General features: G+C 51.5%; 24 protein-coding genes. 10 read left to right on the plus strand and 14 right to left on the minus strand.

Annotation, left to right across the window (positions count from 1 at the left end):
* The first annotated feature begins 7 nt into the window (after positions 1-7).
* Genes fdoH through fdhE form a run of 3 tightly spaced genes read left to right on the plus strand, consistent with a single transcriptional unit; the run spans position 8 to position 2,468 of the window.
* Complete coding sequence (gene fdoH, locus GUC46_RS23055; protein WP_003028691.1) at positions 8-910, plus strand: formate dehydrogenase O subunit beta; 903 nt, start codon at positions 8-10, stop codon at positions 908-910.
* A complete protein-coding gene (gene fdoI / locus GUC46_RS23060) occupies positions 907-1,542 on the plus strand; it encodes a formate dehydrogenase cytochrome b556 subunit (protein ID WP_003028686.1) in 636 nt (211 codons plus the stop codon). The genes fdoH and fdoI overlap by 4 nt, the downstream gene beginning before the upstream one ends.
* Positions 1,539-2,468, plus strand: coding sequence for a formate dehydrogenase accessory protein FdhE (fdhE, locus tag GUC46_RS23065; protein WP_003028685.1), 930 nt, complete (start codon positions 1,539-1,541; stop codon positions 2,466-2,468). The genes fdoI and fdhE overlap by 4 nt, the downstream gene beginning before the upstream one ends.
* A 36-nt stretch (positions 2,469-2,504) precedes the next feature.
* On the opposite strand, the gene GUC46_RS23070 is transcribed toward fdhE, so the two are convergent.
* A complete protein-coding gene (locus GUC46_RS23070; RefSeq protein ID WP_003028682.1) occupies positions 2,505-2,879 on the minus strand; it encodes a type II toxin-antitoxin system VapC family toxin in 375 nt (124 codons plus the stop codon).
* Positions 2,879-3,121, minus strand: coding sequence for a CopG family transcriptional regulator (locus GUC46_RS23075; protein WP_161805918.1), 243 nt, complete (start codon positions 3,119-3,121; stop codon positions 2,879-2,881). The genes GUC46_RS23070 and GUC46_RS23075 overlap by 1 nt, the downstream gene beginning before the upstream one ends.
* Before the next feature lie 205 nt (positions 3,122-3,326).
* Between GUC46_RS23075 and GUC46_RS23080 the strand changes: the two genes are divergently transcribed.
* Positions 3,327-4,235, plus strand: coding sequence for an alpha/beta hydrolase (locus tag GUC46_RS23080; RefSeq protein WP_003840443.1), 909 nt, complete (start codon positions 3,327-3,329; stop codon positions 4,233-4,235).
* 150 nt (positions 4,236-4,385) lie between these two features.
* On the opposite strand, the gene fabY is transcribed toward GUC46_RS23080, so the two are convergent.
* The 10 genes from fabY to yihU all read right to left on the minus strand — a co-directional run bounded on the left by fabY (position 4,386) and on the right by yihU (position 14,061).
* Entirely contained in the window at positions 4,386-5,327 is a 942-nt protein-coding gene (fabY, locus tag GUC46_RS23085; protein WP_003825286.1) for a fatty acid biosynthesis protein FabY, read from the minus strand.
* A gap of 44 nt (positions 5,328-5,371) precedes the next feature.
* A complete protein-coding gene (dtd, locus tag GUC46_RS23090; protein WP_044714708.1) occupies positions 5,372-5,809 on the minus strand; it encodes a D-aminoacyl-tRNA deacylase in 438 nt (145 codons plus the stop codon).
* Entirely contained in the window at positions 5,806-6,678 is an 873-nt protein-coding gene (locus GUC46_RS23095; RefSeq protein ID WP_003028669.1) for a virulence factor BrkB family protein, read from the minus strand. Before GUC46_RS23095 ends, dtd begins: the two co-directional genes overlap by 4 nt.
* On the minus strand, positions 6,672-7,271 hold the full coding sequence (gene yihX / locus GUC46_RS23100; RefSeq protein WP_016151258.1) for a glucose-1-phosphatase: 600 nt from the start codon (positions 7,269-7,271) through the stop codon (positions 6,672-6,674). Before yihX ends, GUC46_RS23095 begins: the two co-directional genes overlap by 7 nt.
* Before the next feature lie 90 nt (positions 7,272-7,361).
* A complete protein-coding gene (locus tag GUC46_RS23105) occupies positions 7,362-8,252 on the minus strand; it encodes an aldose epimerase (protein ID WP_049003224.1) in 891 nt (296 codons plus the stop codon).
* 30 nt (positions 8,253-8,282) lie between these two features.
* A complete protein-coding gene (locus tag GUC46_RS23110; RefSeq protein WP_003840433.1) occupies positions 8,283-9,608 on the minus strand; it encodes an MFS transporter in 1,326 nt (441 codons plus the stop codon).
* A 104-nt stretch (positions 9,609-9,712) separates the two neighbouring features.
* Positions 9,713-11,146: an MFS transporter gene (locus GUC46_RS23115; protein ID WP_102191200.1), complete on the minus strand. Its 1,434-nt coding sequence runs from the start codon at positions 11,144-11,146 to the stop codon at positions 9,713-9,715.
* A 69-nt stretch (positions 11,147-11,215) separates the two neighbouring features.
* Complete coding sequence (locus GUC46_RS23120) at positions 11,216-12,226, minus strand: L-threonine dehydrogenase (RefSeq protein ID WP_044714715.1); 1,011 nt, start codon at positions 12,224-12,226, stop codon at positions 11,216-11,218.
* Positions 12,227-12,257: 31 nt separating this feature from the next.
* The gene (locus GUC46_RS23125; protein ID WP_008786992.1) at positions 12,258-13,145 is read right to left on the minus strand and encodes an aldolase; all 888 of its coding nucleotides are present in this window, start codon (positions 13,143-13,145) and stop codon (positions 12,258-12,260) included.
* A 25-nt stretch (positions 13,146-13,170) separates the two neighbouring features.
* Positions 13,171-14,061, minus strand: coding sequence for a sulfolactaldehyde 3-reductase (yihU, locus tag GUC46_RS23130; protein ID WP_044714720.1), 891 nt, complete (start codon positions 14,059-14,061; stop codon positions 13,171-13,173).
* Positions 14,062-14,233: 172 nt separating this feature from the next.
* On the opposite strand from yihU, the gene GUC46_RS23135 reads away from it, so the two are divergent.
* Complete coding sequence (locus GUC46_RS23135; protein WP_044714722.1) at positions 14,234-15,130, plus strand: sugar kinase; 897 nt, start codon at positions 14,234-14,236, stop codon at positions 15,128-15,130.
* 39 nt (positions 15,131-15,169) lie between these two features.
* Positions 15,170-15,958 carry a DeoR/GlpR family DNA-binding transcription regulator gene (locus GUC46_RS23140; protein WP_008786989.1) on the plus strand — a complete coding sequence of 263 codons (789 nt, stop codon included), beginning with the start codon at positions 15,170-15,172 and terminating at the stop codon, positions 15,956-15,958.
* A gap of 67 nt (positions 15,959-16,025) precedes the next feature.
* Here the strand turns inward: GUC46_RS23140 and typA are convergent, their stop codons facing one another.
* Positions 16,026-17,849 carry a ribosome-dependent GTPase TypA gene (gene typA / locus GUC46_RS23145; protein ID WP_003028641.1) on the minus strand — a complete coding sequence of 608 codons (1,824 nt, stop codon included), beginning with the start codon at positions 17,847-17,849 and terminating at the stop codon, positions 16,026-16,028.
* A 380-nt stretch (positions 17,850-18,229) separates the two neighbouring features.
* Between typA and glnA the strand changes: the two genes are divergently transcribed.
* The 4 genes from glnA (at position 18,230) to GUC46_RS23165 (ending at position 22,612) form a co-directional block, all read left to right on the plus strand.
* The gene (gene glnA / locus GUC46_RS23150; protein WP_003028638.1) at positions 18,230-19,639 is read left to right on the plus strand and encodes a glutamate--ammonia ligase; all 1,410 of its coding nucleotides are present in this window, start codon (positions 18,230-18,232) and stop codon (positions 19,637-19,639) included.
* A gap of 281 nt (positions 19,640-19,920) precedes the next feature.
* Complete coding sequence (glnL, locus tag GUC46_RS23155; RefSeq protein ID WP_003028636.1) at positions 19,921-20,970, plus strand: nitrogen regulation protein NR(II); 1,050 nt, start codon at positions 19,921-19,923, stop codon at positions 20,968-20,970.
* 10 nt (positions 20,971-20,980) lie between these two features.
* Positions 20,981-22,390, plus strand: a complete 1,410-nt coding sequence (gene glnG / locus GUC46_RS23160; RefSeq protein ID WP_003028633.1) for a nitrogen regulation protein NR(I) — start codon at positions 20,981-20,983, stop codon at positions 22,388-22,390.
* A 111-nt stretch (positions 22,391-22,501) separates the two neighbouring features.
* Complete coding sequence (locus GUC46_RS23165; protein ID WP_003028631.1) at positions 22,502-22,612, plus strand: YshB family small membrane protein; 111 nt, start codon at positions 22,502-22,504, stop codon at positions 22,610-22,612.
* Positions 22,613-22,701: 89 nt separating this feature from the next.
* Here GUC46_RS23165 and hemN read toward each other — a convergent pair whose 3' ends face one another.
* A complete protein-coding gene (gene hemN / locus GUC46_RS23170) occupies positions 22,702-24,075 on the minus strand; it encodes an oxygen-independent coproporphyrinogen III oxidase (protein WP_071667077.1) in 1,374 nt (457 codons plus the stop codon).
* Positions 24,076-24,112: the final 37 nt, after the last annotated feature.

A 24,112-nucleotide genomic window follows, 5' to 3' on the forward strand; every position in this document is an offset into this window, starting at 1 on the left:
ACGACCTATGGCTTATCAATCGCAAGACATCATTCGTCGTTCCGCCACTAACGGTTTCACCCCCGCGCCTCAGGCGCGGGACCATCAGGAAGAGGTGGCGAAGCTTATCGACGTCACCACCTGTATCGGCTGTAAAGCGTGTCAGGTGGCGTGTTCTGAATGGAACGACATCCGTGATGAAGTGGGCAACAACGTTGGGGTGTACGACAACCCAGCTGATTTGACTGCTAAATCCTGGACGGTAATGCGCTTCTCGGAAGTGGAACAGAACGACAAACTGGAGTGGCTTATCCGCAAGGATGGCTGTATGCACTGTGCCGATCCGGGCTGCCTGAAGGCGTGTCCGGCTGAAGGTGCAATCATTCAGTATGCCAACGGTATCGTCGACTTCCAGTCCGAGCAGTGTATCGGCTGTGGCTACTGTATCGCAGGCTGTCCGTTCGACGTGCCGCGCCTCAACCCGGAAGACAACCGCGTCTACAAATGTACGCTGTGCGTTGACCGTGTCGTGGTCGGGCAAGAACCGGCCTGCGTGAAAACCTGCCCAACCGGCGCGATTCATTTCGGTACTAAAGAGTCGATGAAAACGCTGGCAGGCGAGCGTGTGGCGGAGCTGAAAACGCGTGGTTACGAAAACGCGGGTCTGTACGATCCGGCAGGCGTTGGCGGTACGCACGTCATGTACGTATTGCACCATGCTGACAAGCCGAATCTGTATCACGGCCTGCCGGAGAACCCGGAAATCAGCGCCACCGTGAAATTCTGGAAAGGCATCTGGAAACCTCTCGCAGCCGTCGGCTTTGCAGCGACATTTGCGGCCAGTATCTTCCACTACGTCGGTGTAGGCCCGAACCGCGCGGAAGAGGAAGAAGACAACCTGCATGAAGAAAAAGACGAGGTGCGCAAATGAAACGACGTGACACCATCGTGCGCTACACGGCGCCGGAACGCATCAACCACTGGATCACCGCCTTCTGCTTCATTCTGGCGGCAGTGAGCGGGATGGGCTTTCTCTTCCCGTCTTTTAACTGGCTGATGCACATCATGGGCACACCGCAACTGGCGCGAATTGTGCACCCGTTTGTCGGCGTGATCATGTTTGCCTCGTTTATCATCATGTTTTTCCGTTACTGGCACCACAATCTAATCAATCGGGATGATATCTTTTGGGCGAAGAATATTCGTAAGATTGTCGTCAACGAGGAAGTAGGTGACACGGGACGTTATAACTTCGGCCAGAAATGCGTATTCTGGGCGGCGATTATCTTCCTGGTCCTGTTGCTGGTGAGCGGAGTGGTCATCTGGCGTCCGTATTTTGCACCTGCTTTCTCAATCCCGGTGATCCGATTCGCGTTAATGCTGCATTCATTTGCCGCAGTAGCGCTAATTGTGGTTATCATGGTGCACATTTACGCCGCCCTTTGGGTGAAAGGCACCATTACCGCGATGGTGGAAGGATGGGTTACCAGCTCATGGGCGAAGAAACATCACCCGCGCTGGTACCGTGAAGTCCGCCAGAAACAGGAAAAGTCATCTGAATGAGTATTCGCATAATCCCGCAAGATGAGCTGGAGAAGAGCGAGAAACGCACGGCGGATATGATTCCGCCGTTATTATTCCCCAGACTCAAAAATTTGTATAACCGCCGCGCTGAGCGCCTGCGCGAGCTGGCCGAGAACAACCCGCTGGGCGACTACCTGCGCTTTGCCGCGCTGATCGCCCACGCGCAGGAAGTGGTGCTGTACGACCATCCGCTGCAGATGGATCTGACCGCGCGCATCAAAGAAGCGAACGATCAGGGCAAACCGCCGCTGGATATCCACGTCCTGCCACGCGACAAGCACTGGCAAAAGCTGCTGCAGTCGTTGATTGCTGAGCTGAAGCCAGAGATGAGCGGTCCCGCGTTAGCGGTGATCGAGAATCTGGAAAAAGCCTCAGAGCAAGAACTGGAGCTAATGGCCAGCGCGCTGTTTGCCTCTGATTTTGCCTCCGTCAGCAGCGACAAAGCACCGTTCATTTGGGCTGCCCTGTCGCTCTACTGGGCGCAGATGGCAAGCCTGATCCCCGGCAAAGCCCGTGCGGAATACGGTGAACAGCGTCAGTACTGCCCGGTGTGTGGTTCAATGCCGGTCTCCAGCATGGTGCAAATCGGTACCACCCAGGGTCTGCGTTATCTGCACTGCAACCTGTGCGAAACCGAGTGGCACGTGGTGCGCGTGAAGTGCAGCAACTGCGAACAGAGCCGTGATTTGAACTACTGGTCACTGGATAACGAACAGGCGGCAATCAAAGCTGAAAGCTGCGGCGACTGCGGGACTTACCTGAAGATTCTCTATCAGGAAAAAGACCCGAAAGTCGAAGCCGTGGCCGACGATCTCGCCTCACTGATGCTGGACGCGCATATGGAGCAAGAGGGCTTTGCCCGCAGCTCCATCAACCCGTTCCTGTTCCCGGGTGAAGGGGAGTAAGTTCTTCGCACTACCGGGCGGCGTAAGTCGCCCGGGTTATAATGTATACGGTGTGACCACACCGGATAGGCCTGCAAAATCCTTAGTATTTCGCGTAACCAGCGTAAGACGATGAATCTGTGCTGTTGCCAAAATAATGGCATCCGGCAATTTCATCCCATATTCCTGTCTGATACTCACGCTTCGTTCAGCAATATCCTGTGAAACGCCGATCACGTTAAAAGCACCTAGCGCAACACGAGTACGGGCTTCCTGATGGTATTTTTTTGCACCCACCATCACCTCCATCCATGTAATGAGGCTGATTGCATTCTGCGGCGGCCATGTTTCTATCGCTAGTTTTGCTTCATTTCTCCCACTAAACAGATCGATGAGGATGTTGGTATCAAAAAGCGCGGATCCTTTGACCATTACCATTCCTCACGGAGTTTACGCTGGTATTCAACACCATCTTCCTCACAGCCTTGCCACAGCCCAAGAGCACGTGAAATTGTGGTTTCAGCCTGATCCTGCCTCTCAAGATACTGTTCAACGGCCTCCCGTAAAAGTTCTGCTCGCGGCAGGTTGCGCTGCACCTTGAGATCATCAAGACGTTTAATCACTTCATCTGATAAATCGAGTAAAATTCTGCCCATATCCATCTCAGCCATCATACTCATATATACCTCCAGTATATCATCAGCGATTAATTTCCACACAACATACACCTGAAAAAAGCAAGAAAATAGCCTCCACGCGAACGATTTTTACTTTTGCGAGCCGCTTTCCAAAATCATACCCATCCCTATTTTTCCCATTTTCATTCTTAGTAATCCAGGTTATAAACCTGTATATCCATACAGATAAGAGTATTTAAAAATGGCACTGGAAAGCGGGATTGCGCAGTTAGTTGAGGCATTTATCGCGGCGGGACGCCCTTCTTCCCGTGAGCAGAATATTGATGACCGGAGAGCGGCCTATATTGCCAGTACGGCGCTGGCCGGAGAAACTGAAACCCGCGTACAGGTTGAAGATATTGAACTCGACGCCATAGCATTTCGCGTTATTTCGCCGCGGGGCAGCACGGGAAATCTCCCCTGCGTTATCTATTATCACGGCGGTTGCTTTGTCAGCGGTGGATTTGCCACACATGATAACCAGCTAAGGCAACTCGCCTGGTACAGCGGCTGTCGGGTCATTGCGGTGCAGTATCGCCTCGCACCAGAGCATACCTTCCCGGCAGCACATAACGATGCTGAAACCGGGGCCAATATCATCTGGAAGTATGCCCAGAAACTGGGAGTAGACCGGGACAACATTACGCTTGCTGGCGACAGCGCAGGTGGACACCTGGCGCTGGTCACCGCACTACGCCTGAAAGCTGCCAGGCAATGGCAACCTGCACAGCTTATGCTGATCTACCCGATGCTGGACGCAACTGCCAGCTTTGCGAGCTATGACCATAATGGACGGGATTACATTATCACCCGCGATACACTGCTTTCGGGCTACGAAATGTATATGCCGAAAACCGATCCATTACATCCCGAAGTCAGCCCACTCTGGCGCAAAGACTTCAACGGTTTACCGCCCACGCACATCATTACTGCCGAATTCGACCCACTGCGAGATGAGGGTGAAGCCCTGTATCAACGGTTCCTGGAGCAAGGCGTGGAGTGCTCTTGCCAACGCTATCTCGGCGTTATCCACGGTTTTTTCCAGTTGGCAGGGGTGAGCCCGGCGGCACGAAATGTGATGCGAGATGTGGCCTGGCGGCTTGGCCAATAAGGATGTTCATGAGTTCTGAAATTAAGGAAGGTACCCGTCAATACAATCATCGACAGCATGCGATTTTTATCAAAATACGGATTATGGCATTTTCATAATCCGCATTTTACATCAGCAAATGAACCCAACATTACATTTTAGCCAGAGGACCTACTCTTCCTCGTTACCGCCTTCTTCATATGCGCCAAACGGTTTCGCAGGTAGCACAATGTAAGTACCTTCAAACACGACGCCCGGTGTGTCATCGCCAAACACCCCGACCTGCATCTGAACGCGCGCCTTGCGACCTCTTGCCAGGCGGTCAAGGTCACCGCTCAACGACCCCAGATCGGCAATAGCAGTTGGTTTCCCGGTGATCGGCCTGCTGTATCGGATATGCGCGTCGGCCAGGATTATTGTCCCACCCAGATGACGCTCGCGCAGCATCAGCCAGATAAGTCCCCAGCCCGTTAGCGTAGCCAGTGAAAACAGGCTACCGGCAAACAGGGTATGGTGCGGATTCTGATTGCCTGTCTCGGGCATCGTGGTGATAAATTTCTGCCCAGTGTACTGCTGAATGCGTACGCCCATTTTCTCACTCAATGGAATATGTTCGTACCAGGCTTGTTGTAGCTGTCCGCACCAGTCCCCGCGATGGAGAATATCGTCCAGCGTCGCAATGGGCTTAATCATCAAAAAGTGGCGCACCGGCGTGGTTTGCGGTGTGGTGATTTCCCCCTGACTCACAAAACCGAGCTTGGCGAAAAATTCGACCGCATCTTCACGGGCACTACAGGTTACGCGTTTGACCCCTTCCTGACGCGCCACAGACTCCAGAGTCATCGCCATCAGCGTGCCCAACCCTTTCTCTTGCACGGAAGGGTCTACTGCCATAAAGCGTATGGAAGCTTCGTTATCCGCATTGATATACAGACGCCCTACCGCAACCAGATTCCCCTCTTCGTCCACCACCATCTGGTGATGCGCCATCGCGTCCCAGGCATCCCGTTCGGAGCCTTTTGGCTGGTGCAATGGTTTACGCAGCATCTCCCAGCGAAACTGGTAGTAGCGCTCCAATTCTTCTTCTGTTTGCGGTACTCGAAGGTGATACATAGTCGTATTCTCTCTTGTTGTCCGCGGCCATACCGGTAGCTGGTTCATACTTGTAACCAGAACGTCACCGGGCCATCATTAACCAGTGAAACCTGCATATCCGCAGCGAATCGACCAGTTTGCGTATTCATTTCCTGTTGGCGGCAACGCTCAACAAAGTACTCATATAGCGCTTCTGCACGCTCGGGCGCTGCGCCTTTCGAAAACCCCGGGCGCATGCCACGCTCGGTATCTGCCGCCAGCGTAAACTGTGAAACCACCAGTACACTCCCCCCTGATTGCTGCACATTAAGGTTCATTTTGCCTTCGGTATCGCTAAAGATTCGATAACCGAGTACACGCTCGCACAGGCGATTCGCTTTCTGTTCGTCATCATCCCTTTCGACACCTAACAGGACCAAAAGTCCTGGGCCAATTTCACCCGTCACCTCGCCCTCCACGGTGACGCTGGCACGGGTTACGCGCTGAATTAATGCAATCATGGTTGCTCTGCTTCTTCTTCTTTTGCGGCTTGTTTAAGTTTGCGGTATTCCCCGAGAGTGACAGTTATTTCCGCGCCTAGCAAGACGATACACCAGGTCCAGTATACCCAGACAAATAAAATGGGGATCACCGCCAGAACACCGTAAATGAGCTGATAAGACGGGAACATCGTGATATAGAGCGCAAATCCTTTCTTTCCGGCTTCGAACAACACAGCAGCCACAAAGGCACCAATAACCGCATCACGGTTGGGTACACGCGTAGTCGGTACAATGCTGTAAAGCAGCCAGAACGAGAGCCAGGAAAGTACCAGCGGGAAAATACGCAGGACGTTATCAATCACCGTGTTGAGATCGCTGGCCCAGCGCAATGACAACAGATAAGAGCTGATCGCCAGACTGGCCCCCGCCAACAGCGGCCCCAGCGTTAAAATCATCCAGTAGACGGCGAAAGAGTAAACTTTAGGGCGAGTACGCTTACTGCGCCAGATAGTATTCAACGCATTATCAATGGCGTACATCAACAATAACGCTGTGACAATCAGCCCGCATGCCCCGACTGCCGTCATTTTGTTCGAGTTGGCGACAAACTGTTCGATATAACGTTGAATGACGTCTCCCGTCGCCGGGATAAAGTTTGCGAAAATAAAATGACGTAACTGGACACTGACGTCGGAAAACATCGGAAATGCGGCGAAAAGCGCAAATACGACGGCAATAAGCGGCACTAATGAGAGCAATGAAACGTAGGCAAGATTCCCTGCCAGCGTCGTCATGTTGTCCTCATCAATCCGCTGCCATAATAGCTTCAGCCAGTCTCGTACGGGACGCGTATGATGCCTGGCTTGCTGCTGAACATTTTTTAGCATAACAACGTCGCGAAATAGTCAGGAATGGTCTTTTTATCGACGACCTGGATACTGGTGATCCCTAACCGGTTAGCCCCTTCAATATTATCGGCGTTATCGTCAAAAAAGACCGCATCGTGCGCAGAAAAACCTTCAGACTGCAGGACGTGCTGGTAAATCCGCGCTTCCGGTTTACGCATGCCCAGGTCCTGGGAAAGGTAAATATGGTCAGCAGCCTGACGGATCTCGGGATATTCATCCGGCCAAAACGTGGTGTGCAGGCGGTTAGTATTCGACAAGACGACCACCCGATGCCCCTGCTCACGCAGCTTTTGCATGATGTCGATGACCTCAGGGCGCAAGGCGACAAAAACGGCCTGCCAGCCGTGAGAGAACTGCTCGTAACTTAGCGGCAGCGCCATCTCATGACATAGCGCCTCGGCAAAGGCTTCATCCGTTATTTCACCTCGCTCGTGCTGGTGAAAAGCCTCCCCCATGGTGAAACTTTGCTTTAGCGAAGCCAACGGTACACGACTTAGATCGCTCCATGTGCCCAACACGCGGTTGAAGTCGATATCGACAATCACATTACCCAAATCAAAGATATAGAGCATGCCCTTCTCCTTATTCGCCGTGGATGAATAACTGTAGCGGGAAAGGAGAAGTTTGACTATGCGTCCCTGTCGGGATTATTGGCTAAGCCATCAGAATTCCTGTGTAAATTGCCAGCGCGACTCAATCACCAACGGAAGACCTGCACTGACAAACTGCGGTGTCCTATTTATCGCATTTGGCGCCTGAGTAAGCGGATTGACACATGTTGCGTCGGGCTGTTTGTCAAAGATAACCAGACTTTGCGCACTCGATGTCATCGTCATACTCAGCTTACCTGGCCACTGTAATCTGACATTGAGACCGTCATTAAAACCAAAGCAGTCATCCCACGGACCTGATTGCGGAGGGATTTTATTACCTGTTGGTAACTCATTATTCCCGGCTTCTTCCTGCCAGTTGGCCTTAAAACATACCAGTAATTCATCTTCTTCATTCTGCTGGCCCAGTTGTTTTACAAACCAGGGGTGCCATCCAGCAGATGCCGGAAAAGTTTCAGACATGGTGTGAATTTCAAGTCGCAGAATTAACGCATCGTCTTCAAGAGTCAACGTCTGCAGGACCTCTCCTTGCCAGGGCCAAGGAGCGCCAAGTGGCATGCGCAGTTTCAAGGTATCCGCTTTATGTTCGACACTTTCCCATGATGAATAACAGGCCATACCATGTAGAGCATGGGGCGGTTTGTTAGCAGGTAATGCGTACTGTTTCTCCCCCACTGTTAACGTTGCATCGCCAAGGCGGCCTGCCCAAGGAACCATAGGAAAGCAGCCATACTGAAATGCTTTACGCTGTGGCTCCCATTGACGTAACACTTCAAAACCAAATGCCTGTAGCGAGGTGATTCTGGCACCATCACGCGGAAAAACTTGCAGACGTAAATGTCCTTTTTCCAGCAAAATAGGTTGGCCGATCGGTCCCGGCCAGGCGGTATCAAAAGCACGCCGTAATGCTTGATAATGCTTAGTATTCAATTCATTGTTCATGTTATTGCTCTCTGATATTTCGGTAAGAAGTTAAATGTTATTAGCGTCATTTTTATTGTCTGAATGTGGCTCTATAAGCCAGACGCAAATGAATGAAAGTATTGAGATAACAAACAGAAACAGTGCTACATACCACGGTTTCCCGCCTCCCAGTGCCAACAAGCTGGAAGCAATTAGCGGGCTTAACCCACCCAGAATTGCTGAGAACTGATAGGCAAATGAAAGACCCGTATAACGCACTCGTGTTCCGAACATACGGGTAAATAAGGTGGGCTGCACTGCAAACATCATCGTTGGCCCCAGGTTATAGCCAAGAATCATGCAGCACCAAATAATGAGTGTGCTTTTTGTATCCAGGAGCATGAAGAATGGAAATGCGAAAAGGATGCAAAAACCAGCGCCAAACAAATACATCCGCCGTTGCCCAACGCGGTCGGAAATCCAACCAATTAATGGACAACATACAATGCCAATTGCCGAAGCGATCAACATACCGTTGAGTGGAATATCCCTGGATAACGCCAGCTGACTAGAAATATAGACAATCCCAAACGCATTAATAATATTCGACGAAACGCTCTCTGCCAGTCTCGCGCCAAGCGCCAATAAAATATTACGTGGATGTTTACGGAAAAGTTCAATCAACGGCGGCGCTGATTTTTTCTTCGATACCGCCGTTTTTTGTTTCTTAAAGTCCAGAGTCTCTTCAGTATGCAGTCGTATGAACATCCCAACAATTAACATGATGGCAGACAGCCAAAAAGGGATACGCCAACCCCAATCCAGAAACTCTTCTTGGGTTAGAAAGTGATTACATATTGCAAACACCCCTGTCGCCAGCATAATCCCAACCGAGGCTGCCGTTTGTGGAAGCGAACCTAAAAATCCTCGTTTTGCTTCAGGCGCAGATTCAATAGTCATTAATGCGGCTCCGCCATATTCCCCACCCAGACCGAATCCCTGCACCAGACGCAAAACCATCAAAATAATCGGAGCCCAGATACCAATGTCCTTATATGTTGGTATGAAGCCGATTAAAAACGTTGATGAACCAACAATCGCTAATGTCCAAATCAACGTTATTTTGCGACCAACTTTATCGCCAAAGTGGCCAAAAACAATGCCCCCTAACGGACGTGATAAGAAACCAACACCAAAAGTCGCGAATGCGGCGATCAGACCAATAAAAGGATCGCTATCAGGGAAAAATAGAGGAGCGAAGATAAGCCCCGCTGCCGTTCCGAAAATGAAAAAATCGTACCATTCCATCAGCGCGCCAGCGAAACTTCCCATGACAACGCGCCTCATGGCTTTGCCGGATAGTTCTTTCCCTTGTGCCTGTACTATTTCAGCCATAATTTTCCTCTCCGGGTCGGCGAGAAATCTGCGCAATAAAATCACTAAAAAAGCGGCGGATTTATACGAAAAAGCGCGTCGACATTTTGCGACGCGCTTGCTTGTTATTTATCCAGCTCAGCCAGTACCTCAGCGTCTTCAGCGTCAACGTTTGCACCAAGTGGTTCCCACTTGATCAATACGCATGTCAGGAAACCAAGGAAAGGAACAACTGCCAGCCAATAGAATGCATCTGTCTTTAGCGCTCCCCATAACATAGGCCAGAAAATAAGTCCGGCAATTGCCCCTGTACGCATAATGGCACGAGCAAATCCTACGCCGGTCGGGCGAATAGATGGCGGATAAGAAAGTGTGGCAATGGTCATTCCCAGGCCGCCCGGGCCCGCTGAATGGAAGAAAATGATTGCGCCCAACAAACCTAAAGAAAGCCATGGGTTGGTGGTTGCTAATGCACCTAAAGCAAGTAATGCAATCGTTACGACGGCGAAACCATACATCGACTGAAGGCGAGTACCCAAACGCTGGAGGATAAGTGAACCAATCAATCCACCTGTAATGCCACACAGGGCATTCACTACCGCAGAACCGCTAAGAGCCCCAGTTAATCCACCGCTCAGTATTCCCGCCAAAGTCAGAGGTAAATAAACACCCACGGCGTTATATTGCCAGGCTTGCATCGTCGCCACAACGCAGCCGAGAATAGTACGTTTGCGATAACGTGAGTTAAATAAAATCCCATAACCACCATGAAACTTACTTTCTGTTTTTTCAGCAGAAAAATCATCGCTTTTTGGTTTGGCAGCAACGCGAGCATGAACACCATAGCGTTTAGCCAGAATATCGCAGGCTTTATCATAACGTCCGACTCGTGCGGCCCACATTGCAGACTCACCGATGACGAAATAACGCAGGATCATGATAATGACGGCAAAAATAGCACCAATGAAAATACCATAGCGCCATAATTGCTCTTCTGCGATACCCGACAACAACAGTGGAAGCAGCACAAGATAGACGACCGTAGTTGATACATACCAGGCCATTTGCCAGAGATTAACTGACGAACCGGTTTTCTTAGATGTTGAGCCGCGTAGTTCTGCCACCGCATTTGTTGCCAGCGGGAAATCAATACCCAAGCCAAATCCCATGATTACGCGACACACCAGCACCCACCAGATGTTCGGGGCTATCGCGACAGCTGCGGCACCTATTGTGCACAGGCCCATTCCGATGATAAAAGCACGCTTTTGACCAAAGCGGTTAATCACACGGTTCGCCAGTAATCCACCAATCAGGGCGGCGACTAAAACAGAGGCGTTAACCGTCGCCGCCAGCCCCGGTGAAATACCAAATTGCAATGCAATATATTTATTACCAAACCCCACCATCGCCGCCTGATAGGCATCAATTAGAATGCCGCCAAGAGCGATAAAAATGACGCCGACACTGGTGTTTACTGCTGAATGTTTGTTAACAATATCAATCACGTCCTGGGGACGGCCGATCGAGTAAGGTGTAGGACTGGTGATGTGACTCATCGCAGCATCCTTTTTCATTGTTGTAGGATGGCGCTACCCTTAAGCAGCGCCAGACAGAGGGTTACAGCATCAAACCTCAGCAAATTGCAGCATGACTTTTATAGAGTCATTTTGCTGCGCACGTTCAAACGCCTTATCCGCATCTTCGACAGGGAAGAGATCGGTCACCAGTTCGCTGGTGTCAAACCGCCCATCCGCAAGCCATTCAATCACGGCATCGAAGTCTTCCGGGATATACATGCCGGAATTCAACAAATCGCGTTCGAAGCGCTGCATCATCGGAAGAGGAATTTCACGTGGGCCACTCGGTACCCCCATGCACACTACCGTTCCGCCAGCATAAACGTGGGTAAATGCATCATTCAGCGTGGTCTGGGCAGCAACAACATCAATTGCCCCCGTAAAACGGACCTGTGCATCCAATTCCCCCGGAGCCCAGACTTCCGTGGCACCTAGCTTTAACGACAACGCGCGCTTGGCGGCATCAGGTTCGATGACGGTGATCTTTCCCGCGCCCATGATGCGCAATGCTTGAACGATGGATAAGCCTATTGTCCCTGCACCTATCACTAGTACACTTTCCAATGACGCTTTCGGCATACGGCTCACGCAATGACGCGCGCAGGCTGCGGGCTCAGCGAAAGCCAGTGCTTTTAGTGGTAACGAAGCAGGTGCGACATGGCAATTTCGTGCAGGTACAATGTGCTGCGAGCGGGCAAAACCCGGTGCCCGGAAGCCTGCAACCTGTGGCGGCTCACACAGATTAAAGCGGCCCGCTTCACAAGCACGGCACTCCATGCAGGCCATTATCGGGTCGACTACGACATGATCGCCCGGCTTAACATTCGTTACTTCACAGCCCACTTCAGTTACGCGTGCCGCAATTTCATGTCCAGGCACAACCGGAGGTTTTGCAAATGGGTGTCCTCCTTTCAGTACATGCAGATCAGAGCCACATATTCCGTAAAACACCGGAGCAATACGGACTTCTTGCGGTTTAAGTTCCTGGTGCGGCAGCTCAACATATTGGGTGGTCACCTTCCCAATATCAGAAAATAGAACTTGGGTAATCTTATCCATGGTTCTTCTCCAGATTCATTAAAATGGGTGATTAACGCTGAGAAATCCCCTCATCGACGATTTCTGCCAGACGTTGTAAGCGTGGAACCGACACATCACGCAACATTGTTTGCGGATCTTGAGCACCAACAACCGATGCCCAAACGGCACGCCCTGCCAGGAATCCGGAAGCTCCACCCTTCATGGCGATACGGACCGCGCGGCCAAAAATATCCGCATCAACACCAGAAGAGAGAATGACCCACGGCATTTTCATTTGTTCATGCAACTTTTGACACGCAGCAAGTAGGGTCTGTTCATCACCTTTGCCGCCTAATGGCATTTCAGCTTTATAGAGGTCAGCATCGGTGCAACCGAGTTCAGCCGCTGCGGCAACGATGGCGCTTTCCCGGTCAAATTCCCAACCACGACGAGGAGGTCGGACGACCGGTTCAATGATGCTGACCAACCCTGCGCTACGGCAGCGTTGAACAAACTCAGCCACCATAGCCAAACGTTCTTCTGCAGGTTCATCTTCACGCCACAGCACCAACAACTTCATGGCTTTCGCACCCATTTCGCGGGCTTTATGCGGATCAATCGCTCTGTCAATTTCGACACTATCAACTGGAATACCATTACCCGGAACAAAATGGTCAGCCGCCACAATCAGTCCACATGAATCAGCCACTGCACCTTGAGAGACAATCTGATCGAGACAAAATTGTTTATCTGCCAGAACCGCTGAAGCGTAAGGAGACAGAATTTGTGTTGCTGCAACTTTAAAATCAGTCAATACACTGTCGGCAACCGGTTTAGGGTGTCCAGACGCTGCAAACATCAGGCGCATTGCTTCACGCTGATCAACGGCCAGCATGGCAAATCCACCACCAGGGCGAGAAATATCTTTCAGCGTGTATGGGGTATTGTGGGAAGACATAATAACTCCTGTAACTGTTTAAAATTTAGAGTGAATCTGGTCGGCCAGCCTGCTGACGAACCTGAGATAACAGTGCACTCCAGTCCTGACGGCCTCGACCGTTCTCGCTGGCACGGGTGTAATAGGTTTCTGCTGCAATGCCCATATTGAGCGGCGCGCCGGTCTGACTAGCGACATCGACGGCAATGCGCAGGTCTTTCAACGCGAGGTCCACCATGAATGCCGGAGAAAGGTCTCCTTTAAGTACCTTGCCAGGCCAGGTTGTCGTAAAGTGCCCCTTGCCTGCGGCAGTGCCGCTCATGACTTTAATGGCCACATCAAGGCTCAAACCCAATGATTCACAAAGAACAGCGGCTTCCGCTGACAAGGCGTTCAGCGCAATACTCATATAGTTATTGATGAGCTTTACGCGGATCCCCATACCGGGACCGCCAGCTTCCACCAGCTCATTCCCCATACTCATCAGCACAGGGCGAGCACGTTCAACCTGTTCAGGCGTTCCGCCAGCAAGAATCAGCAGCGTGCCGTCAATCGCGTTAACTGACGTCCTGCCCACAGGGGCATCCATCATGCTGATGCCTTTCTCTTTCATCTCATGGATCAATGCATCGGTCTGCAATGGATGAATCGTGGACATGTCAATAACCAATGCCTTGGGGGACAGGCCTTCGCTTACGCCATCTTTACCCAGCAGAACTTGCCGAACGATGTCGCCATTTGGCAGCATAGTGATAATGAATTCGGCACCTTTAGCGGCTTCAGCAGGTGTTTGAGCAGCAGTCGCACCTTTTTGTACTAATTCATTGACTGCCTGTTGGTTTACGTCGAACACACGCAAAGCATGTCCCTTTTGCAACAGATTATTAGCCATTGGGCTGCCCATCTGGCCCAAGCCCAAAAATGCAACGGTTGTCATGAATGCTCTCCTGTCTCAGGTTGACAAAATAATTACAATTAAAAACTCGTTTTCGTCTGTTTTTGAGCATATTTGTAATTTATGACTAAAAACAAGACACGCGTCACTAATTTGATCATTTATGTCATTAAAATGAACAAAAGAAGACAAGATCACACAGGACTAACCAAATATGACCAGAATTGCATGTGTTGGAATCACCGTTCAGGACCGTATTTATTCTCTGAACAGCCTGCCCGATGGCGGGGGGAAATATCAGTCAAATCAATATCTGGAGACAGGTGGCGGCCCGGCAGCAACGGCAGCTGTCGCCATTGCCCGGCTTGGTATTGACGTTGATTTTATAGGCCGTGTAGGCGATGACAGTTGTGGGAATACCTTGCTTAACGAGCTTCAGAGCTGGGGGGTCAATACGGCGTTCTGCCGGCAATACCCGAACTCCCGTTCATCCCAGTCCGCAATTTTGGTCGACCAGCATGGCGAACGCATCATCGTGAACTATCCAAGCCCAGATCTCGATATGGATGCAGGGTGGCTGGAGTCGATTGATTTTTCCCGTTATGACATCGTTCTGGCCGATGTACGTTGGCATGAAGGAACGTTGAAATCCTTCGAACTGGCACGTGCTGCTGGAGTTCCAACGCTGTTGGATGCCGATATGACACCACAAGATATAACCCCATTGGTGGCGCTGGCCGATCATGCCGTTTTTTCAACTCCAGGTCTGAAGAGAATGACCGGGCAAGATGATGCACAACAGGCACTTAAACTGGCCGCTGAGCAAACCAATGGTAAAGTGTACGTTACGCTTGGTGGCGAAGGGTCACTATGGATCGAAAATGGGCATATGTGTCAACAGACTGCATTTTCTGTCAATGTTGTGGATACAACCGGTGCAGGCGATGTTTTCCATGGTGCAATGGCAGCAGCTCTTGCAGAGCAAATGCCGACTGACCAGGCGATTCGCTTCGCAAGTGCGGTGGCGGCGATGAAATGCACTCAGGCGGGTGGACGAGCCGGAATTCCTAATCGTGCGCAAACCGAATCATTTTTGTCACTTTATGCGTAAAATAGCCAACAATTACGGGGAAGAAGTCCAGGAGTATTCATGAGCATCATTGAAGTCACCGGTAATCCGCGACACGATCAACTTGTTCATTACATTACAGAACGCGGCTATATGAATATCGAAGAGCTCGCACAATTGCTGGACGTGTCCACGCAAACCGTGCGCCGGGATATTCGTAAATTAAGCGAACAGGGCTTGATCACTAGACATCATGGTGGAGCCGGACGTGTATCCAGCGTCATGAATACCGCCTTTGAACAGCGAGAGTTGTCCCTTACCCAGGAAAAAGAAGCGATTGCGGAAGCGGTTGCTGATTATCTTCCTGAACGCTGTACGGTATTTATTACCATTGGTACAACGGTGGAAGCCGTCGCACGAGCTTTGCTGAACCGCCGGGATCTCCGCATCATTACTAACAGTCTTCGTGTTGCACAGATCTTATATAAGAATCAAGATCTTGAGGTCATGGTGCCCGGTGGAACGCTACGTGCTCATAATGGCGGTATTGTTGGTCCAGGAGCAGTGAACTTTATTGAAGGATTCAGAGCCGACTATTTGATTACTAGTATTGGTGCCATTGAGGAAGACGGCACCCTATTGGAATTTGACGTTAACGAAGCGCTTGTCGCCAAAACGATGATTAAGCATGCACGTAATACGCTGTTAGTTGCTGATCATACTAAGTTTACTGCCTCAGCCGCTGTATCCATCGGTAATATGCGTAAAATTCGGGCATTTTTTACCGATTCCCAACCACCAAATTCATTCAAGCAATTGCTTGATTTAGAAAATATTGAGCTAGTCATTGCAGAACAGGAAACGACCTGATCTTTTAGATAAAAAAAGCCGCTGATAATCAGCGGCTTTTTTATGCTTACCTGAGAAAGAGCGTTAATTACTCTTCTTTCGCGCCACGCATTGCACGGCGACGATCGTTTTCAGTCAGGTGACGCTTACGGATACGGATAGAGGTTGGGGTAACTTCTACCAGTTCGTCGTCATCGATGAATTCCAGAGCCTGCTCCAGAGTCATCTTAACCGGCGGAACCAGAACCGTTGCTTCGTCAGTACCGGACGCACGCATGTTGGTCAGTTTCTTACCGGTCAGGCAGTTTACAGTCAGGTCGTTAGAGCGGCTGTGAATACCGATGATCTGGCCTTCGTAAACTTCAGCACCGTGACCCAGGAACAGCTTACCGCGGTCCTGCAGGCTGAACAGTGCGAACGCAACTGCTTTACCCTGGCCGTTAGAGATCAGTACGCCGTTCTGACGCTGACCCACATCACCCGCACGAACATCGTCGTAGTGGCTGAAGGTGGAGTACAGCAGACCGGTACCGGAAGTCATGGTCATGAATTCTGAACGGAAACCGATCAGACCACGGCTTGGGATCACGTAGTCAAGACGTACGCGGCCTTTGCCATCTGGATTCATGTTTTTCAGGTCGCCTTTACGCTCACCCAGAGCCTGCATGACAGAACCCTGATGCTGCTCTTCGACGTCCAGCGTTACGTTTTCGAACGGCTCTTGTTTACGGCCATCGATTTCGCGGAAGATAACTTTCGGACGGGAAACCGCCATTTCGAAACCTTCACGACGCATGTTTTCAATCAGAACAGACAGGTGCAGCTCACCACGACCGGATACGCGGAACGCATCCGCATCTTCGGTTTCTTCAACGCGCAGCGCAACGTTGTGCACCAGCTCTTTGTTCAGGCGGTCAAGGATCTGACGAGAGGTAACATATTTACCTTCTTTACCACAGAACGGAGAGGTGTTTACGCAGAAGAACATGGTTACGGTCGGTTCATCAACGGACAGAGCCGGCAGCGCTTCGACGTTCTGCGGATCGCAGATGGTGTCGGAGATGTTCAGTTCGCCCAGACCGGTGATCGCGATGATATCGCCGGCTTCGGCAATATCGCTCTCGATACGTTCCAGACCCAGATGAGTCAGAACTTTACCGACTTTACCGTTACGGGTTTTGCCTTCGCTATCAATGATAGTGATCTGCTGGTTCGGTTTAACTTTACCGCGTTTAATACGGCCGATGCCGATTACGCCAACGTAGTTGTTGTAGTCCAGCTGAGAGATTTGCATCTGCAGCGGGCCATCAAGGTCTACGTTCGGAGCCGGTACACGATCAACGATGGTCTGATACAGCGGAGTCATGTCTTCAGCCATATCTTCGTGATCCAGACCTGCGATACCGTTCAGCGCGGAAGCGTAAACGATCGGGAAGTCCAGCTGTTCGTCGGTAGCGTCGAGGTTAACGAACAGGTCGAATACCTGATCAACAACCCAGTCAGGACGAGCGCCAGGACGGTCAACTTTGTTGATAACAACAATTGGCTTCAGGCCATGGGCAAAGGCTTTTTTGGTCACGAAGCGCGTCTGCGGCATCGGACCATCCATTGCATCCACCACCAGCAGCACGGAGTCGACCATGGACATTACACGTTCAACTTCACCACCGAAGTCGGCGTGCCCCGGGGTATCAACGATGTTGATGCGGTAGTCATTCCATTTGATAGCGGTGTTTTTAGCGAGGATGGTAATCCCACGCTCTTTCTCCAAATCGTTGGAGTCCATCACGCGCTCTTGGGTTTCAGCACGTGCATCGAACGTACCGGATTGTTGGAGCAGCTTGTCTACCAGGGTCGTTTTACCATGGTCTACGTGCGCGATGATGGCGATGTTACGCAAATTTTCGATCACAACTTTGCCTCAGGCATTTTAGAAATAGCGCGTTATTGTACACGGATTAATCGCAGTACAAAACAGGATCACAAACATCCTCCGCAAACAAGTATTGCAGAGTTTCTTTGTGATCACATTCACGGAGCGTTAAAAGGGGTAATCTGACATGCTTTGCACCAATATGGTGCTTAATGTTCACATTAAAGCACTATAATGGTGCAATACAACCTTCATGGTGCAGCCCCTTTGCACGATAGTGCGCATGATAACGCCTTTTAGGGGCAATTTAAAAGTTGGCACAGATTTCGCTTTATATTTTTTACGGCGACACGGCCAATTTTTTGCAGAATTGAAGACTTCGTTACCACGACGACCATGACCAATCCGGGAGAGTAAGTATGTCCGCTGAACACGTTTTGACGATGCTGAACGAACACGAAGTGAAGTTTGTTGATTTGCGCTTCACTGATACCAAAGGTAAAGAACAGCACGTCACTATTCCTGCTCATCAGGTAAATGCCGAATTCTTTGAAGAAGGCAAAATGTTTGACGGCTCCTCAATCGGTGGCTGGAAAGGCATTAACGAATCAGACATGGTTCTGATGCCAGATGCGTCGACTGCACTCATCGACCCGTTCTATGAAGAGTCTACCCTGATCATCCGTTGCGATATCCTGGAACCCGGTACACTGCAGGGCTATGACCGCGACCCGCGCTCCATCGCAAAACGCGCTGAAGAGTATCTGCGTTCTACCGGCATCGCAGACACCGTTCTGTTCGGGCCAGAGCCAGAATTCTTCCTGTTTGACGACATCCGTTTCGGCGCGTCTATTTCCGGTTCCCACGTGGCAATCGATGACATCGAAGGCGCATGGAACTCCTCCACCAAATACGAAGGTGGTAACAAAGGTCACCGTCCTGGTGTGAAAGGCGGTTACTTCCCGGTTCCTCCGGTAGATTCTTCTCAGGACATCCGTTCTACCATGTGTCTGATCATGGAAGAGATGGGCCTGGTTGTTGAAGCGCATCACCACGAAGTGGCGACCGCTGGCCAGAACGAAATCGCGACCCGCTTTAACACCATGACCAAAAAAGCGGACGAAATTCAGATCTACAAATACGTCGTGCACAACGTTGCGCACCGTTTCGGTAAAACCGCGACCTTTATGCCAAAACCGATGTTCGGTGATAACGGTTCCGGTATGCACTGCCACATGTCCCTGTCCAAGAACGGCGTAAACCTGTTCTCTGGCGACAAATATGCGGGTCTGTCTGAGCAGGCGCTGTTCTACATCGGCGGTGTAATCAAGCACGCTAAAGCGATCAACGCCCTGGCTAACCCGACCACTAACTCCTATAAGCGTCTGGTCCCAGGCTACGAAGCGCCGGTAATGCTGGCTTACTCTGCCCGTAACCGTTCTGCTTCTATCCGTATTCCGGTTGTTGCTTCTCCGAAAGCGCGTCGTATTGAAGTGCGTTTCCCGGACCCGGCTGCTAACCCGTACCTGTGCTTCGCAGCACTGCTGATGGCTGGTCTTGACGGTATCAAGAACAAGATCCACCCGGGCGAAGCCATGGACAAAAACCTGTACGACCTGCCGCCGGAAGAAGCGAAAGAGATCCCACAGGTTGCTGGTTCTCTGGAAGAAGCACTGAAAGAACTGGATCTGGACCGTGAGTTCCTGACTGCAGGCGGCGTGTTCACCAATGAAGCGATCGATGCGTATATTACGCTGCGTCGCGAAGAAGATGACCGTGTGCGTATGACTCCGCACCCGGTAGAGTTTGAGCTGTACTACAGCGTTTAATCGTTTGAGTTGCCGTGGAAATTTTAGCCTGCTCAGGCAGGCTTGAGATCGATGGCGAATGATAAGACGCCTGATGGCGCAAGCTTATCAGGCCTACCGGTAACATCACCTTGTAGGCCGGATAAAGCAAAGCCGCCATCCGGCATCTGCGTTTGCCAGTCATCTGTAGCCCATCCCAGGATGGGCTTTTTTCTCCACTAACAACCTGCTTTCTCGCGCTTTTTTGATGTAAAAAGCTATAATGCACTAAATTGGTGCAACACTTTTCAGGAGACTGCTGAATGGCAACCGGCACGCTGCCCGATGCTGGGCAGATCCTCAATTCTTTAATCAACAGCATCTTACTCGTCGACGATGAGCTGGCGGTACATTACGCCAACCCGGCGGCACAACAGCTGCTCGCCCAAAGCTCCCGCAAACTGTTTGGTACACCGCTTCCCGATCTGTTGAGTTATTTCTCCTTAAACATCGGACTGATGCGAGAGAGCCTGGAAGCAGGCCAGGGCTTTACGGATAACGAAGTGACGCTGGTGATAGACAGCCACTCACATATCCTCTCAGTGACCGCTCAGAGGCTGCCTGATGGCCTTATCCTGCTGGAGATGGCGCCAATGGATAACCAGCGCCGTCTGAGTCAGGAGCAGCTTCAGCACGCCCAGCAGATTGCCGCCCGCGATCTGGTGCGCGGTCTGGCGCACGAAATCAAGAACCCTTTAGGTGGATTACGCGGCGCAGCGCAGCTACTCAGCAAAGCGCTTCCGGACCCGGCGCTGACCGAATATACCAAAGTCATTATTGAGCAGGCCGACCGCCTGCGTAATCTGGTCGACCGTCTGCTGGGACCACAACAGCCTGGCATGCATGTCACGGAAAGTATTCACAAGGTGGCGGAGCGCGTGGTGGCGCTGGTCTCAATGGAGCTCCCGGAAAACGTCACGCTGATTCGTGATTACGACCCGAGTCTGCCCGAACTACTGCACGATCCGGACCAGATCGAGCAGGTTCTATTAAACATCGTGCGCAATGCTTTGCAGGCGCTGGGAGCGGAAGGCGGTGAGATCATTCTACGTACCCGCACCGCGTTTCAGCTCACGCTGCACGGCGTACGTTATCGCCTGGCGGCACGGATTGATGTTGAGGACAACGGTCCGGGTATTCCCTCGCATTTGCAGGACACGCTGTTCTACCCAATGGTCAGCGGTCGCGAAGGCGGTACTGGGCTTGGATTATCCATCGCCCGCAATTTAATTGATCAACATTCCGGCAAAATTGAATTTACCAGTTGGCCGGGTCATACCGAGTTCTCGGTTTACCTGCCTATCAGGAAATAAGGTGACGTTTATGCAACGAGGAATAGTCTGGGTCGTTGATGACGATAGTTCCATCCGTTGGGTGCTTGAACGTGCGCTCGCAGGGGCAGGGCTAAGCTGTACCACATTTGAAAGTGGTAAAGAGGTGCTGGACGCGCTGGCCAGCAAAACGCCTGACGTACTGTTGTCGGATATTCGCATGCCGGGCATGGACGGTCTGACGCTGTTAAAACAGATTAAACAGCGGCATCCGATGCTTCCGGTCATCATAATGACCGCGCACTCCGATCTGGATGCTGCCGTCAGCGCCTATCAGCAAGGGGCGTTTGATTATCTGCCCAAACCTTTTGATATTGATGAAGCCGTGGCGCTGGTCGAACGTGCCATCAGCCATTATCAGGAACAGCAGCAGCCGCGCAATGTTCAGATCAACGGCCCAACAACCGACATCATCGGCGAAGCGCCGGCAATGCAGGACGTCTTTCGCATTATTGGCCGCCTGTCCCGATCGTCAATCAGCGTATTGATTAACGGGGAGTCCGGGACCGGTAAAGAGTTGGTCGCCCATGCGTTGCACCGTCATAGCCCGCGCGTCAAAGCGCCGTTTATCGCCCTGAACATGGCGGCAATCCCAAAAGATTTGATCGAATCTGAGCTGTTTGGTCACGAGAAAGGCGCGTTTACCGGGGCGAATACCATTCGTCAGGGGCGCTTTGAACAGGCTGACGGCGGTACGCTGTTCCTCGATGAAATTGGCGATATGCCGCTGGACGTGCAAACGCGTTTATTGCGCGTATTAGCCGATGGACAGTTTTATCGCGTTGGCGGCTATGCGCCCGTGAAGGTGGACGTACGTATTATCGCCGCCACGCACCAGAATCTGGAACTACGCGTACAGGAAGGCAAATTCCGCGAAGACTTATTCCATCGTCTGAACGTCATCCGCGTGCATTTGCCGCCGCTGCGTGAACGTCGGGAAGATATCCCACGTCTGGCGCGCCATTTCCTGCAGGAGGCCGCGCACGAACTGGGGGTTGAAGCCAAACAATTACACCCGGAGACCGAGGCGGCGCTGACCCGTCTGGCCTGGCCGGGTAACGTGCGTCAGCTTGAGAACACCTGCCGCTGGTTAACCGTCATGGCCGCCGGGCAGGAAGTACTGATTCAGGACTTACCAGCCGAGCTGTTTGAAACCACCGTGCCTGACGCACCGTCCCATATGCAGCCAGACAGCTGGGCAACCCTGTTGGCACAGTGGGCAGACCGGGCCTTGCGTTCCGGTCATCAAAACCTGCTTTCTGAGGCTCAACCTGAAATGGAGCGCACGCTGTTGACCACCGCGCTACGTCATACCCAGGGGCACAAACAGGAAGCCGCACGCCTGCTTGGCTGGGGCCGTAATACCTTGACGCGTAAGTTAAAAGAACTCGGAATGGAGTGACGATTCGTCACTGTGTAAAGATTGATAATTGAGCGCAAATTGCTGCTATTTTGCGCTTTACTGTTCCGATGAGTTAAGTATGATCGTGCCCGGCAAACGGGGGAAGTCATCATGCTGGAATCAATGATTAATCTACTGTCGAGCGGTGCGGTCGAAAGCCATACGCCACAAACTGCGGTTGCCGCAGTGCTGTGTGCGGCGCTGGTTGGGCTGTTCAGCTGAAGGCGCGCCGGATGGCGCTAACGCTTATCCGGCCTACAGATTATTGCGACGTGTAGGCCCGGTAAGCGTAGCGCCACCGGGTAACCCGGTTAAATGACGCGGGAGAACTGCTGCATGCGTGCTTTCTGCCGCAGATAGGCATCAAAGCACATGCAAATATTACGGATCAACAGGCGCCCCTTCGGCGTAACCTGAATCCCCTTCTCATCCACATCCACCAGCCCATCTTTCGCCAGTGGTGCCAGCAGTTTCAGGTCTTCGGCAAAATAGTCAGCGAAGTTCAGATCCCATTGCTGTTCCACAGCGGCATAGTCGAGGCGGAAGTTACAGATCAGGAGCTTAATAACATCACGACGAATGCAGTCATCGCGGGTCAGGGCAATTCCGCGCCACAGTGCGTTCCCCTGCTCGTCAACCTGCTGATAATAGCGCTTCAGCTCTTTCTGGTTCTGCGCGTAGTTGTCACCAATCATACTAATGGCTGACACGCCCATTCCCAGCAGATCGGTATCACCCTGGGTGGTATAACCCTGGAAATTACGATGCAGCACACCCTTGCGTTGAGCAATCGCCAGCTCATCATCCGGCCGAGCAAAGTGATCCATACCAATGAACTGATAACCGGTTTCGGTCAGTGAAGAAATGGTTTCCTGCAGGATATCCAGCTTCTGCTGCGCGCTGGGCAGGTCGGCGTCTTTAATCTTGCGCTGAGCGGCAAACAGCGTCGGCAGGTGCGCGTAGTTGAAGACGCTCAGTCGGTCTGGATTCAGCTCAGCAACGCGTTTCAGGGTAAAGGCGAAACTTTCCGGCGTCTGTTTTGGCAAACCATAAATCAGATCGATATTCGTTGAGGTAAAGCCAATCTCACGCGCATGATTCAGCAGCGCAAAGATAAACTCCTCATCCTGCTCACGGTTCACCAGGCGCTGAACTTCTTTATTGAAGTCCTGCACCCCCATGCTCAGGCGGTTAAAACCTTCAGCGCGTAAATGATCGAGCACATCCAGCTCAATTTCACGCGGATCCACTTCGATCGAGATTTCGGCGTCGTCGTTAAAGTTAAAGTTGCCACGCAGCAGCGACATCAAACGGCTGATTTGCGCTTTATTCAGATACGTTGGCGTGCCGCCGCCCCAGTGCAGCTGACTGACATGACGTCCGGCAAACAGCGGTGCGCGATGAATAATTTCTTGTTCTAAGACATCGAGGTATTGATCGGCTTTATGCTGCTGGCGAGTCACGACCTTGTTACAGCCACAGAAATAACACAGCTTGTGGCAGAACGGGATGTGAACGTACAGCGAGAGAGGACGCTCAGGATAACGCGCCACGGCCTTTAGAAATGCTTCAGTGCCGTAGTCTTCAGAAAACTCCAGCGCGGTCGGGTACGAGGTATATCGTGGCCCGGAATAGTTATATTTCTGGATCAGGGCCAGGTCCCAGTCTATTAACTGCTCTGACATGCTCACTCCTTCCGATGGCGTCTCTGGCGGGTACGGC

The sequence above is a fragment of the Citrobacter sp. LUTT5 genome (assembly GCF_009905315.1).
Classification (GTDB): Bacteria; Pseudomonadota; Gammaproteobacteria; order Enterobacterales; family Enterobacteriaceae; genus Citrobacter; species Citrobacter freundii.